The 12,512-nt window shown below is 65.3% G+C and carries 13 protein-coding genes; 9 read left to right on the top strand and 4 right to left on the bottom strand.

Going from position 1 to position 12,512, the window contains the following annotated elements; genetic code table 11:
- Positions 1–87: 87 nt before the first annotated feature.
- The 3 genes from INS93_RS17530 (at position 88) to INS93_RS17540 (ending at position 4,617) form a co-directional block, all read left to right on the top strand.
- A complete protein-coding gene (locus INS93_RS17530; protein ID WP_192984345.1) occupies positions 88–654 on the top strand; it encodes a LemA family protein in 567 nt (188 codons plus the stop codon).
- Between the two features lie 2 nt (positions 655–656).
- Positions 657–2,585 (top strand): DUF2207 domain-containing protein, encoded by a 1,929-nt coding sequence (locus INS93_RS17535; RefSeq protein WP_192984346.1) that lies wholly within the window; start codon positions 657–659, stop codon positions 2,583–2,585.
- A gap of 118 nt (positions 2,586–2,703) precedes the next feature.
- Positions 2,704–4,617 carry a DUF2207 domain-containing protein gene (locus INS93_RS17540; RefSeq protein WP_192984582.1) on the top strand — a complete coding sequence of 638 codons (1,914 nt, stop codon included), beginning with the start codon at positions 2,704–2,706 and terminating at the stop codon, positions 4,615–4,617.
- A 236-nt stretch (positions 4,618–4,853) separates the two neighbouring features.
- Here the strand turns inward: INS93_RS17540 and folE2 are convergent, their stop codons facing one another.
- Positions 4,854–5,744, bottom strand: coding sequence for a GTP cyclohydrolase FolE2 (gene folE2, locus INS93_RS17545; protein WP_192984348.1), 891 nt, complete (start codon positions 5,742–5,744; stop codon positions 4,854–4,856).
- Positions 5,745–5,815: 71 nt separating this feature from the next.
- Here folE2 and dksA point away from each other — a divergent pair, with 71 nt between their 5' ends.
- The 3 genes from dksA to INS93_RS17560 are packed head-to-tail and all read left to right on the top strand — an operon-like array spanning position 5,816 to position 8,102.
- Positions 5,816–6,238 (top strand): RNA polymerase-binding protein DksA, encoded by a 423-nt coding sequence (dksA, locus tag INS93_RS17550; RefSeq protein WP_160016484.1) that lies wholly within the window; start codon positions 5,816–5,818, stop codon positions 6,236–6,238.
- A gap of 14 nt (positions 6,239–6,252) precedes the next feature.
- Complete coding sequence (gene zigA, locus INS93_RS17555) at positions 6,253–7,458, top strand: zinc metallochaperone GTPase ZigA (RefSeq protein WP_192984350.1); 1,206 nt, start codon at positions 6,253–6,255, stop codon at positions 7,456–7,458.
- Complete coding sequence (locus INS93_RS17560) at positions 7,458–8,102, top strand: DUF1826 domain-containing protein (protein WP_192984353.1); 645 nt, start codon at positions 7,458–7,460, stop codon at positions 8,100–8,102. The genes zigA and INS93_RS17560 overlap by 1 nt, the downstream gene beginning before the upstream one ends.
- Positions 8,103–8,500: 398 nt before the next feature.
- Here the strand turns inward: INS93_RS17560 and INS93_RS17565 are convergent, their stop codons facing one another.
- Positions 8,501–8,851 (bottom strand): NADH:ubiquinone oxidoreductase, encoded by a 351-nt coding sequence (locus INS93_RS17565; RefSeq protein ID WP_192984356.1) that lies wholly within the window; start codon positions 8,849–8,851, stop codon positions 8,501–8,503.
- A gap of 95 nt (positions 8,852–8,946) precedes the next feature.
- Here INS93_RS17565 and INS93_RS17570 point away from each other — a divergent pair, with 95 nt between their 5' ends.
- Both INS93_RS17570 and INS93_RS17575 read left to right on the top strand, forming a co-directional pair.
- Positions 8,947–9,924, top strand: a complete 978-nt coding sequence (locus INS93_RS17570; RefSeq protein ID WP_192984359.1) for a CobW family GTP-binding protein — start codon at positions 8,947–8,949, stop codon at positions 9,922–9,924.
- A gap of 38 nt (positions 9,925–9,962) precedes the next feature.
- Positions 9,963–10,841 (top strand): alpha/beta fold hydrolase, encoded by an 879-nt coding sequence (locus INS93_RS17575; RefSeq protein WP_192984362.1) that lies wholly within the window; start codon positions 9,963–9,965, stop codon positions 10,839–10,841.
- A 72-nt stretch (positions 10,842–10,913) separates the two neighbouring features.
- Here INS93_RS17575 and INS93_RS17580 read toward each other — a convergent pair whose 3' ends face one another.
- Positions 10,914–11,309 (bottom strand): DUF3301 domain-containing protein, encoded by a 396-nt coding sequence (locus INS93_RS17580; RefSeq protein WP_160016490.1) that lies wholly within the window; start codon positions 11,307–11,309, stop codon positions 10,914–10,916.
- 122 nt (positions 11,310–11,431) lie between these two features.
- On the opposite strand from INS93_RS17580, the gene INS93_RS17585 reads away from it, so the two are divergent.
- On the top strand, positions 11,432–11,965 hold the full coding sequence (locus INS93_RS17585) for a zf-TFIIB domain-containing protein (protein ID WP_160016491.1): 534 nt from the start codon (positions 11,432–11,434) through the stop codon (positions 11,963–11,965).
- A gap of 27 nt (positions 11,966–11,992) precedes the next feature.
- Here INS93_RS17585 and INS93_RS17590 read toward each other — a convergent pair whose 3' ends face one another.
- On the bottom strand, positions 11,993–12,484 hold the full coding sequence (locus INS93_RS17590; protein ID WP_160016492.1) for an acyl-CoA thioesterase: 492 nt from the start codon (positions 12,482–12,484) through the stop codon (positions 11,993–11,995).
- Positions 12,485–12,512 lie beyond the last annotated feature (28 nt).

A 12,512-nucleotide genomic window follows, 5' to 3' on the forward strand; every position in this document is an offset into this window, starting at 1 on the left:
GCCTCGCTGACTGGCTGGCACTACAGGATACGGGCTGCCACGATGTCAGCGCAAAGTGAGTGGTCATCGGCCAATCAAGGAGAGGCTATGCAGGTTTCAGGATTAGGGTGGCTGGTGGGCGCGCTGCTGGTGCTCGGCGGCGCGACGGTTTTCTTCTACAACCGCCTGGTGTTCAACCGCCACCGCGTGGCCGAAGCCGCTAGCGGTATCGACGTCCAGCTCAAGCGCCGCGCCAGTCTGATTCCGGCGCTGGTGGAGTGCGTACGGCAGTACATGAGCTACGAGCAGAGCACGCTGCAGGCGCTGGTGCAGGAGCGCATGCGCGCGGTGCAACTGGCCGACTCGCCGCTGGGCCAGCGCGCGCCAGTGGAGGCGCAACTGGGCAGCCAATTGCGCCAGCTGTTCGCCCTGGTCGAGGCTTATCCCGAGCTCAAGGCCGACAGCCGGTTTCGCGAGTTGCAGGGCAATATCAGCGAGGTCGAGAACCATATCCAGATGGCGCGGCGTTACTACAACGGCGCGGTGCGCGAGCTGAACGTGCTGGTCGAGTCGGTGCCGAGCAATCTGGTGGCGCGCCTGTTTTCCTTTACCCCGGCCGAATACTTCACGCTGGATGACCCGCGTGACGGCCAATCACCGAAGATGGAGTTCTGAACGTGCACGGATGGCTGCGTGGCCTGTTGCTGTTATTGGTCCTTTTGCCTGGCGTGACGCTGGCGCAGGAGGTCATCGAGGATTTTGCCGTGAGTCTGCAGGTCGAGGCGGACGGTAACCTGCTGGTGACCGAACACATCACCGTGCGTGCCGAAGGCCGGGACATTCGTCGTGGCATCTATCGCGATCTGCCGGTCAGCTATGCGTTGCCGATGGGGCTGGAGCAAAGCAGCCCGATCACCCTGCTGGGCGTGACCCGCGATGGCCGGCCCGAGTCGGTGCGCAGCGAGCGCAATGGCGCCTGGGTGCGCTTCTACCTGGGCTCGTCGAATATCCTGCTGGAGCCGGGGCGCTATCGCTACGAGCTGCGTTATCGGGTCGGGCGTGTCCTGTTGCATCACGCCGACACGGACGAGCTGTACTGGAACGTCACCGGCAACGGCTGGCTATTTCCCATCCGCCAGGCCACGGTGGAGGTGCGCCTGCCAGCGGGGGCGCGCATCGGTCAGTTGGCTGCGTATACCGGGGCCCAGGGCGATCGGGGCCAGGACTTCCGGATACTCGAACGGCGCGATGACTACCTGCGCCTGGCCACCACCGAGACGTTGCCGGCCTATCACGGCCTGACCGTGGCCGTGGACTGGCAGGCCGGACTGGTGCCACGTCCAGGCTTGGTGCAGAACGCCAGCCGCGCCGTGCTGGACAACCTGGGCGTGGGCATTGGTGGTGTGTTGCTGATCGGTCTGTTGCTGTTCTACCTGCGCGCCTGGAAGCGGGTCGGCCGCGATCCGCAGAAGGGCGTGATCATCCCGCTGTTCGAGGGGCCGCAGGGCATGAGTGCGGTGCAGGCGGGCTATCTCTGGCATCGCGGGTTGCGCGGCGCTTTCGGCGAGGCACGGGCCTTCAGCGTGTGGCTCACCGACATGGCCATCCGCAAGCACCTGCATATCGAGGACAAGCGGCACGGTGGTGGTTTCAGCCTGGCCCGCGACCAGGGCGCAGGCGGCGACATGAGCGAGCTGGATCGCGACCTGCGCAAGCGCCTGTTCCCGGCCAACAAGGCCGGCATCGCGCTGATCATCGGCACCGAGTACGAGCCACGCCTGGCGGATGCGGTAGCCGGGTTGGGCAGCCAGTTGGGCGAACAGGGCAAGGCCTGGTTCGCCAACAACCGTGGCATCTGGGCCTGGGGGTTGGTGTGGGCCGCATTGGCATGTGCGGCCACCGTGCTCTTGAGTGGCCAGGGCGGAGATGAGTGGGGCACAGGTCTGGCTGGGCTGGTGTTCAGCCTGGGCTTTGGCGTGCCGGCACTGGTCGTGTTCAACATGGCCCGCCACCAGCCCAGCTTCGGCAAACAGATGGGGCTGTACCTGGTGGCGCTGATGTTCGGCTGGCCGGTGCCGGTGGGGCTGATGATGATCGCCGCATCGGTGTCGGTACCGGCGCTGTTGCTGGTCGTCGCCTATGTCGTGTTGGTGCTGGTGTTCTATTACCTGTTGCCGGCGCCGACCCTGGAAGGGCGACGCCTGCTCGATGCGCTGGAAGGCTATCGCGATTACCTGCAACTGGCCGAGCGTGATGCCCTGGCTCTTGCAGGCGATGCCCCGGCGATGAGCATCGCGCTGTACGAGCGCCATCTGCCCTTCGCCATGGCCCTGGGCGTGGAAGACAAATGGAGCGCGCGCTTCAGCGAGGCCCTGGCCAGTGGCCTGATCGACCCGGCGCAGCGCGACTATCAACCGAGCTGGTACCACAGCCGCAGCAGCTACAGCTCGCCGCAGGCCCTCAGTGGCGCGCTGGCCGCCGGCCTCGCCAGCGCCACGGCTCTGGCGTCGTCGCCGCCGTCGAGCAGTTCTTCGGGCGGCGGCGGTTCGTCCGGTGGCGGCTCTTCGGGTGGAGGAGGTGGCGGCGGGGGCGGTGGCGGTTGGTAAAGGCATCTGTGGTGAGTGCCGCTGATGTGCGGCGTTCGCTTTTTCTGCCGAGCTGACTGGGGTAGGGTGCCGCCTCGATTCGCCCAGGCAGGCGGTTGTGAGCGCCAAGGAGAGTGTGATGTCAGGAAGACTGCGAATTCTGCTGTTGCTGTGCTGTTTCTGCGCCTTCAGTGCACGGGCCGAAGAGGCCATCCAGAGCTATGACGTGCACCTGCAGGTCGAGCCCAGTGGCGAAGTGCGGGTGACCGAGCGCATCGCCGTGATTGCCGAAGGGCGACAGATATCTCGCGGCATCTATCGTGACATCCCTACAGGCTACAGCCTGGGCAATGGCCTGCTGCGCAGCACGCCATTGACGCTGCTCTCGGCCACGCGTGACGGTCAGCCGGAAACCGTCACGCAACAGGCCCATGAGCACGGCGTTCGCCTGCGTCTGGGCCGTGCCGATGTCATGCTTCAGCCCGGCCCCTATGTCTACGAGCTGACCTACCGCATGGATGCGCAACTGCTGCATCACGCCCGCGTCGATGAGCTCTACTGGAACGTCACCGGCAATGACTGGCAGCTGCCGATTCGTCGGGCCAGCGTCGAGGTGTTGCTGCCGGAGGGCGCGCAGATCGAGGCTGCACATGGCTATACCGGCTACCAGGGTTCGCGTGAGGGCGCCTACGAGGTGATCGAGCAGCAGGGTAACCATCTGCGCCTGGCGACCACGCGCGAGCTGGACGCGCGCGAAGGCTTTACCGTCGCCCTGGCCTGGCAGGCGGGGCTGGTCGCCCGTCCCGGCTGGTGGGACGAGTTGCTGATACTGCTGGCCGACAACCTGCGTCTTATCCTGCTGGTGCTCGCTTTCAGCGGGCTGTTGTTGTTCTACGCACGCCTCTGGTGGACAGACGGCCGGGGGCCGGCCAAGGGCCTGGTGATCCCCCTGTTCGAGCTGTCTCGGGGCGTCAGCCCCTTGATGGCCGGGTACGTGTGGCGCCGCGGCCTGGGCAATGACCGCAAGGGCGTGCGTGCGCTGAGCATCATGTTCACCGACTTGGCCATTCGCGGCTGGCTGAGCCTGCAGCGCAACGCCGACGGCCTGGTGCTGACGCGTGGTGAGGCGGACGGGGATGCCATACGCGAGGAAGAGCGGCACGTGCTCGATACCCTGATAGCACAGAAGAGTGGCTCGCTGACCCTGGGTGGCCGCTATGAACCGCGTCTGACGAAAGCCCTGGAGGTGCTGCTCAAGAGCTTCAAAGGGATCGAGCAGAACAACTTCAGCAACCATACCGGGTCCTGGTTGGCAGGTGCGTTCTTCGCCCTGATGACGGGGATCGCTCTGCTGGTGACGTCCACGGGCGACTCGGAGGCTGCGAACACCGCCGTTTGGGCGATGCTGCTGGGGGTACTGCTGGGGGCCGGGATGTTCTACTGCCTGACCCACGAGATGATCGGTTCGGCACTCTTGCTGATGCTGTTCGTCCTGATCAGCCTGGGTCTGGCCGCAGGCCTTGTGGGCGGCGCGGCGGTGCTGCAGTGTGTGGCACTGTTCGTCATCGTCGCCTTGGCACGCAAGCTCATGCGCTCGCCCTCCATCGCCGGACGGCGCCTGCTCGATGAGCTGGAGGGCTACCGTAATTACCTGAGCCTGGCCGAGAGGGACGTGCTGGACAAGGCAGGCCAGGCCCCCGTGATGAGCATTGCGTTGTACGAACGGCACCTGCCCTACGCCATGGCCCTGGGGGTCGAGCAGCAGTGGACTCAGCGATTCACCGCCGAGCTGCGCAAGGGCACGCTGGCGCCAGTGGAGGTGGACTACCAGCCACAGGGTTTCACTCAGATGATGGCCTCGGGTGAGGCCATGACGCTTGCCTGGAGTCTCGACCGGATGCTGATGACGGCTTCCGTGCCGCCAGAGGCGCCGAGATCCGTCGACAGCTTTTCCGGTTCCAGCAACAGTGGCAGCGGCTCCGGCTCGTCCGCCTCCCATGGCGGAGGCTCCTCCGGCGGAGGGGCTGGTGGCGGCGGAGGCGGCGGCTGGTARCTCAGACGCGTCGGCAGCGCCTGGCAATCCTCCCGTACCTGGCCGGAGCAGGCCCAGCTCGCGCGTGTCGGTGATGTGCAGCATGTGAGCACCTCGCCGCTGTCGTGGCGCTGGGCGATCACCGGGATCAGCCCGGTGTCGTTCCAGGCGATGGCGGCCAGGGCCTCGTCAAGCGCCACCGCGTGGCCGGCTTCGGCGGATTCCAGCTGCAACCAGAGGGCGTCGGCAGTCATGGCTCAACTCCAGTTCCAGCGGCTTTGCGCCACCGCGTCGTGGGCGTGCAGGCTTTCGGCGTGGACGACCTTGAGGTGGAAGGCGCTGGCCTGTGGCAATTGGCGCAGGGCGCGATGCAGACGGCGTGCGGCGTCTTCGCAGAACATCAGGTTCTGCCCGTTGGCGAGGGCGAAGGCCTGTTCGTCGGCGCGCTTCACCGCGGTCTGTACCGGCGTGCCGAGGGCCTGCTCGGCATTGTCGATCAACTCCAGTACGGGCAGGTCGATGCAGCCTGGCGCCAGGCGCAGTTGCAGGGTCGCCGTGCTGCGCTGGCTGTGCGGCGTGGCGATGATGCCCTGGGTCGAGCCGAGCCAGTCGAGCACGCTGGAGTAATCCACCTGCTGATCGGGAAAGTCCCAGGCGAAGCGTTGCTGGATCAGCTGCCGTGCCAGCGCTGCCGAGCAAGGGCAGGTGGAGGAGTAACCGACCTCGACCTGTAATTCGATATTTACTCCGCGACCGTCCTGACGAGCACGTACCTCGAAGGGGTAGCCCTTCCAACCGTTCAATGGGCTGACCAGCGCCGGACGCTTGAGCGGCACCTCGCCGCGCAGGGTCAGGGTGGCGCTGTCGGACAGCGCCTGGTGGCTGCTCAGGCAGTCGTCCAGCACCTGTAGCACCGCCGGTACGTTCAATGGCTGATGCACCAGACGCTGCGCCGCCAGGTACAGGCGCGACATGTGGATGCCGCGTGCGCCGGCATCGTCGAGGCTGACGCCGATATCGACGCTGGCCGTCACGGCGGCGTCCGCCAGGCGAATGGGCAGGGCGATGCCGGCCATGCCGACCCAGTCCAGCGGCAGGTCGTGGTGGGTGGCTTGGGCGGCAATATCCGGCAGGGGCTGTTCGTTCATCGCAAATCCGTGGGTAGCTGTCAGAAATTAATGTTATGTTATAACAATTAAGACAAGCCAGCCGATTTGCCATGACCCTGACCGCGACTACCGAAGCCGAGCTGCTGGCCCAGCCAGCCGCTGACTACATGAACGACGCCCAGCAGCAGTTCTTCCGCGAGTTGCTGCTGACTCAGCGAGCCGAGTTGCAGGCGCGCATCGACGAGGAATTCACCGAGCTGCGTCAGCCCGATACCAGCAGCGACGTCGCCGATATCGGTGCCGCCGAGGAGCAGCGTCAGTGGCAGCTGCGCCTGCTGGAGCGGGAAAAGAAGCTGCTGGACAAGATCGACCAGGCGCTCGAACGCCTGGCGCGTGGCGAATACGGCTGGTGCGCCGAGACCGGCGAACCCATCGGCCTCAAGCGCCTGCTGCTGCGTCCCACCGCGACCCTGTGCATCGAAGCCAAGGAGCGGCAGGAGCAGCGCGAAAAACATCAGCGTGACCGTGACTGAACGAGGAATACCCCATGAATCAGCGTCTACCCGTTACCGTGCTGTCCGGCTTTCTTGGCGCCGGCAAGAGCACTCTGCTCAATCATGTGTTGAAGAACCGTGAAGGCCGCAAGGTCGCGGTGATCGTCAACGACATGAGCGAGATCAACATCGACGGTGCCACCGTCCAGCAAGACGTCAGCCTCAACCGTGCCGAAGAGAAGCTGGTGGAGATGAGCAACGGCTGCATCTGCTGCACCTTGCGCGAGGACCTGCTCGACGAAGTCAGCCGCCTGGCCAGCGAAGGCCGCTTCGACTACCTGCTGATCGAATCCACCGGCATTAGCGAGCCGCTGCCGGTGGCCGAAACCTTCACCTTCCGCGACGAGCAGGGCCGCAGCCTGTCCGACCTGGCGCGACTGGACACCATGGTCACGGTGGTCGATGGGGTGAACTTCCTGCGTGATTTCCATGAGGCCGATAGCCTGGCCAGCCGTGGCGAGACACTGGGCGAGGAGGACGAACGCTCGATCACCGACCTGCTGATCGAGCAGGTGGAGTTCGCCGACGTCATCCTCATCAGCAAGATCGACCTGATCAGCCAGGCCGAGCGCGAAGAGCTGATGGCCATACTGCGTGGCCTCAACACCCACGCCGACATCCAGGCCATGAGCATGGGCCAGATCGCCCTGGACAAGATCCTCGACACCGGCCGCTTCGACTTCGACCGCGCCTCGCAGGCCCCGGGTTGGCTCAAGGAACTGCGTGGCGAGCACGTGCCGGAAACCGAGGAATACGGCATCGCCTCCAGCGCTTACCGTGCGCGCCGGCCGTTCCATCCGCAGCGCTTCTTCGATTTCCTCTCGCAGGAATGGCGCAATGGCCGCCTGCTGCGCTCCAAGGGCTTCTTCTGGCTCGCCAGCAAATACCAGGAAGCCGGCAGCTGGTCGCAGGCCGGCGGGCTGATGCGCCATGGCCTGGCCGGGCGCTGGTGGCGCTTCGTGGCCAAGCAGCACTGGCCGCAGGACGAGGAAGGCCTGCAGACGATCATGAAACACTGGAGCGCCGAGGTCGGCGACTGCCGCCAGGAGCTGGTGTTCATCGGCCAGAACATCGACTTTCCGCGGCTGGTGCGTGAGCTGGACGACTGCCTGCTCACCGACGAGGAAATGGCCGGCGGCCCGGAAGCCTGGCGCCTGCTCGTCGACCCCTTCGGTGCCTGGCAGCAGGAGGCCGCCTGATGTTCGCCCTGCAGTTGCCGAAAGTGTCCCGGCAGGTGCTGGGCGAAGATATTCAGGTGCTCGGCGAGGTGCTGCACGACGGCGTTAACCTGGCCGTCTGGCAGCGTCGCCTGCCGGTGCAGATCGCCGACTTCGCTGAGGCGCTGCTGGCGCAAGGTGAGCCGCTGGCGCAGTCCATGACGCTGGAGCTGTCGCGCGCGGACAGCGAGCCGAACCTCGACGGTCTGGTGGCGCAGTATGCTGATCTGCCGGGTCAGGCGGCCTTTCTCGCCGATGTGGCCTGGCTGGTGCGCGCCTATGCCTGCCTGCTCGACGCCGAGCGCATCGGCCTGCGCCTGCGCGCGCTGGACAAGGCCATGTGCCCGCGCTTTCACGTTGACCATGTACCGGTACGGCTGATTACCAGCTATGCCGGTGTCGGCAGCGACTGGCTGGAAGAGGGCGTCATGCCGCGCAGCAAGCTCGGCCAGCCGGACGCAGAGCCGCAGGACGAGGCGTTGATCCGGCGTCTCGACACCGGCCATGTGGCGCTGGCCAAGGGCGAGAAATGGCACGGTAACGAGGGGCGCGGATTGATCCACCGCTCGCCGCAGCCGCCTGCCGGGCAGCGGCGCTTGCTGTTGACCCTGGATTGGTTGGCCTGAGCGTGCTCTTTCCGTAGGGTGCGCTGCGCGCACCGCGAATACCTCGGTGTTTGGCGGTGCGCACGGCGCACCCTACGCGCAGCTGAGCCAGCGGTAATCGCCGGGAACAATCTTTGACGTGGCCTGCGACACCCTACTGGTGGCGAGCCATAAAAAAATAGGCCGGAGCAACTGCCCCGGCCTTAAGCACCAAGAGATCATGTCGACGCGTGACTCGACATGAGGGTTACGTGAGGTACCCGAGGTCATTAAGCGCTTTATTGGTGACGCTTTGATGTCAGGATCGTTGCGTTTCCTCGTAGGGCGGGTGCAACCCGCCATTCGCAGCCTGGCGGGTTGCACCCGCCTGCGCTATTCAGACCCACGTGGCTCGGCGTTGCGCAGGTGATTGCAGGTACTCAGGGCTTGATCCACGTGCCCTGGTATTGGTTGGTGCAGGCCGGCTCCAGGTACAGCGCGTCGCTGGCCACGCCGTAGTAATGGATATCCTGCAGGTACAGACCGCTACCGGCGCGCGCGTTCTGACAGACGCCGTGGGCGCCCTTGGGGCACTGTTCGACGAACTCCACCTCGACTGTCTGGCCTTGCAACTGCGGCTGGCAGAAGCCTTCGCGAAACAGGGTGTCGGGGATGTTGCGATTCTCCTGGCAGATCTGCACGCTCAAACGTTCGGCCTGGCTATGTACCACGCAGGCTTCGGCCAGGGCGAGGCCCGGCAGCAGGGAAAACAGCAACAGCCATGCACGCATCGTTTCGACTCCCGAAAAACTGCCGGCGAATCTAACATGCTGCTTCTTTGCAGTCTTTGCTGGCACTTGCCTGGCGAACCGCCGAACATAGATTCATGCTCAGTCAAATCCCTACCCACCTCATCGCTGGCCCGCTCGGCGCCGGCAAGACCACGCTGATCCGTCAGCTGCTGGCGCAGAAACCGGCGGGCGAGCGCTGGGCGGTGCTGATCAACGAATTCGGCCAGATCGGCCTGGACGCCGCCTTGCTGGAACGAGGCGACGACGGCATCGCCATGGCCGAAGTGGCCGGTGGTTGCCTGTGCTGCGTCAACGGCGCGCCGTTTCAGGTCGGCCTCGGGCGCCTGCTGCGCAAAGCGAAGCCCGATCGCCTGCTGATCGAGCCTTCCGGCCTGGGGCATCCGGCGCAGTTGCTGGCGCAATTGCGTCAGCCGCCCTGGCTCGGCGTGCTGGCCGTGCAGCCGGCGCTGATGGTGCTGGATGCTGCTGCGTTGGCGACAGGTCAACCGCTGCCTGACGTGCAGCGCCAGGCGTTGGATGCTGCGGGTTTGCTGCTGCTGAACAAGAGTGAGTGTCTGGACGAGGCCACGCGAACGCGGATCGCCGCCGCGTTGCCGACCGTGCCGTTGCACTGGACGGAACAGGGCCAGCTCGACCTGGCCCTGCTACCGGGTCTGGCGGCGCAGGCCTCGGCCATCGAGGTGAGCGCCGAGTTACCCACAGTTGCATCCAGCATGGCGCAGATCTGGCGCAACGCCGCCGAGCCGATCTGCCAGGTGCAGGACCAGCCCGAGGGCTGGAGCATCGGCTGGCGCTGGCACCCGAGCCAGCGTTTCGATCTCGCGCAGGTCAGCCAATGGCTGCAGGGCATGAATTGGCGCAGGGCCAAGGCCGTGCTGCACGGCGTCGAGGGCTGGCGCTCGTTGAATGCCTTGCAGGGGCAAGCGCTGGAGGCCTGGCCTGCGAGTGAATGGCGCAAGGACTCACGGCTGGAGTTGATCTTCGAGCAGGCGCAGAACGCCGACGCGCTGACGGCCTCGTTCACCGCCTGCCGAATCCCCACGACAGGCTGATAAACTCGCCGCGCTTTCGTCGCTGTGGATAACCCTGAATGCAACTGCTGCCCTGGTCTCATGACACCTCTGCCGGCTTCACCCTGCGTGGCTGGCATACGCCACCGTCGGGTAAGCCGCTCCTGCATTTCCTGCACGGCAATGGCTATTGCGGGCGCGTCTACACACCGATGCTGGCGCTGCTGGCCGAGGATTTCGACCTCTGGCTGTGCGACGTGCAGGGCCATGGCGACAGCGATCACGGTGGTCGTTTCCATGGCTGGAACCGCAGCGCCGAGCTGGCGGTAGAGGCCTTCGACACCTTGCGTGGGCCGTTCGGCGAAGTGCCGCGTTTCGCCCTTGGCCACAGCTTCGGCGGCGTGCTCACCAGCCTGATCCTGGCGCGCCATCCCGAGTTGTTCCGGCGTGCGGTGCTGCTCGATCCGGTGCTGTTCAGCCCGGCGATGATCGGCGTGATGGCGCTGTCCGATGTTGTCGGCCTGGCGCAGCGTACCGGCATGGCGAAGAAGGCACAGAAACGCCGCCGGCAATGGCCGGACCGTGCCAGCGCGCACGCTGCGTTGCATGGCCGTGGCATGTTCCGTGGCTGGGATGAGGCGGCGTTCGACGCCTATATCGAGCATGCGCTGAAGGACGTCGAGGGCGGCGTCGAGCTCAAGTGCCGGCCAAGCCGCGAGGCCGATATCTTTGGCTCCTTCCCACGGCGCCTGTGGCCGTCGCTGGCCAAGGTGACGACACCGACCGAGGTGATACAGGGCGTGCATACCTATCCCTTCGTCGCCAGATCGGTGGCGCGCTGGTGCGCGAGCAACGCCCATGTGCGCAGTCAGGTGGTGCCGGGCGGGCACTGCTTCATGCAGGAGCAGCCGGTGGACAGCGCCGAGCGCGTGGCCGATTTCCTGCTGCAGCGCGGCTGATAGGTCTTTACATCACGTAGGAGCCGGCTTGCCGGCTATCGAGGACACATACGGGCAAGGCCGCGCGCGGCTTTACTGCGCCTTGCGTCGCCAGTCTTCCAGGTGGATGACGTTGCCTGAGTGCTGCACCGCAACTGGCTCGGGTTGCGGCTCCAGCACCGGGTGAGGTTCCAGTTCGATGCGGCCGAGATGCGGGCCGAACATGCTGATATGCCCACGCAGGCGCTGCTCGCCGGTGACGGTGAACTCGAAATCGTAGAGCCGCGCCAGGCGGCGGTGGCCCTTGGCATCACGCTGGATGGCCAGGCGGCGCAGCGCCACGGCACCGTCGAGCAGTTCGACATCGAGCTTGGCGCAGTGCTGCTTGGCGAAGCTAAGCGCACGCTCGCGAATGCCGTGGCCGCGCCATAGCCAGGCGCAGGCAGCGGCGAACAGCATCAGCAGGAAGACATCGAACAGATTGATCATGGCGACTCCAGACCGGGGACACAAAGCTTAGCTTATCTGCTACCTGTTTCTCAGCATCGTGGCTTGCCCATGTGTCGGCTCTGCATTAGCGTTCGCTCTCTTCAGATGAAAAGGACGTCACCATGCATTGCCCCGCCTGCCGTACCAGTCGCCTGCAACCGGCAAAACTCGAAGATGGCCTGCTTGGCCATGGCTGCGCACAGTGCCAAGGCACGCTGGTCAGTCTGCTGCACTATCGCGACTGGGCCGAGCGCCAGCCAGCACAAGAGACGTCAACCGAGCTGGCCGCTGAGGCCGAAGTGGGCGAAACCAGCCATGCCCTGAGTTGTCCCAAGTGCGCCAAGCTGATGAGCAAGTTTCAGATCAGCGGCACCCGCGCCAACCGTCTCGACCTATGCGGCACGTGCGACGAAGCCTGGCTGGACAGCGGCGAATGGCAATTGCTCAAGGCCCTGGAGCTGAGCCAGCGCATGCCGGCGATCTTCACCGAGGCCTGGCAGCGCCAGGTGCGCCAGCAGGCCAGCGAGCAGGCCCGCCGCGAGCGTTTCAGCCGCATTGCCGGTGAAGAAGCCATCGTCCGCGCCGACGAGATTCGTGCCTGGCTCAAGGATCATCCGCAGCGCCGCGAGCTGCTGTTCTATATCGGTCACGATTGAGGGGGCGATGCCCCACCCGTTAAGGCCCTAGGCCTGCTTCTTTTCGTCGCTCAACGCCTGGTAGCGCTGCTGCAACTCGTCGCGAATCTGCCGGCGCTGCTTGGCCTGGCGCTGACGGCGCAGGCCGTCGGCGGTGTCCGGTTGCAGTGCCGGGATCGGTGCCGGGCGGCCATGAGCATCGACTGCGACCATGGTGAAGAAGCAGCTGTTGGTGTGGCGCACCGAGCGCTCGCGAATGTTCTCGGTGATCACCTTGATGCCGATCTCCATCGACGTGCGGCCGGTGTGGTTGACCGAGGCGAGGAAGGTGACCAGCTCACCGACATGCACCGGTTCGCGGAACATCACCTGGTCCACTGACAGGGTCACCACGTAGCAGCCGGCATAGCGGCTGGCACAGGCGTAGGCGACCTCGTCGAGGTACTTGAGCAGGGTGCCACCGTGGACATTTCCGGAGAAATTGGCCATATCCGGGGTCATCAGTACGGTCATCGTCAGTTGCGCGGTTCCGGCTTCCATCGTTGCTCCGAGTACGTGTGGGGCTTAT

The sequence above is a fragment of the Pseudomonas sp. EggHat1 genome (assembly GCF_014892995.1).
Taxonomy (GTDB): domain Bacteria; phylum Pseudomonadota; class Gammaproteobacteria; order Pseudomonadales; family Pseudomonadaceae; genus Aquipseudomonas; species Aquipseudomonas chaetocerotis.

Excerpts from the sequence above, each read along its gene's own strand:
- INS93_RS17570 (WP_192984359.1), top strand. The coding sequence starts at position 8,947 with ATGCTCAGTCAAATCCCTACCCACCTCATCGCTGGCCCGCTCGGCGCC.
- zigA (WP_192984350.1), top strand. The coding sequence starts at position 6,253 with ATGAATCAGCGTCTACCCGTTACCGTGCTGTCCGGCTTTCTTGGCGCC.
- INS93_RS17560 (WP_192984353.1), top strand. The coding sequence starts at position 7,458 with ATGTTCGCCCTGCAGTTGCCGAAAGTGTCCCGGCAGGTGCTGGGCGAA.
- INS93_RS17575 (WP_192984362.1), top strand. The coding sequence starts at position 9,963 with ATGCAACTGCTGCCCTGGTCTCATGACACCTCTGCCGGCTTCACCCTG.
- folE2 (WP_192984348.1), bottom strand. The coding sequence starts at position 5,744 with ATGAACGAACAGCCCCTGCCGGATATTGCCGCCCAAGCCACCCACCAC.
- INS93_RS17565 (WP_192984356.1), bottom strand. The coding sequence starts at position 8,851 with ATGCGTGCATGGCTGTTGCTGTTTTCCCTGCTGCCGGGCCTCGCCCTG.
- INS93_RS17580 (WP_160016490.1), bottom strand. The coding sequence starts at position 11,309 with ATGATCAATCTGTTCGATGTCTTCCTGCTGATGCTGTTCGCCGCTGCC.
- INS93_RS17585 (WP_160016491.1), top strand. The coding sequence starts at position 11,432 with ATGCATTGCCCCGCCTGCCGTACCAGTCGCCTGCAACCGGCAAAACTC.
- INS93_RS17530 (WP_192984345.1), top strand. The coding sequence starts at position 88 with ATGCAGGTTTCAGGATTAGGGTGGCTGGTGGGCGCGCTGCTGGTGCTC.
- dksA (WP_160016484.1), top strand. The coding sequence starts at position 5,816 with ATGACCCTGACCGCGACTACCGAAGCCGAGCTGCTGGCCCAGCCAGCC.
- INS93_RS17590 (WP_160016492.1), bottom strand. The coding sequence starts at position 12,484 with ATGGAAGCCGGAACCGCGCAACTGACGATGACCGTACTGATGACCCCG.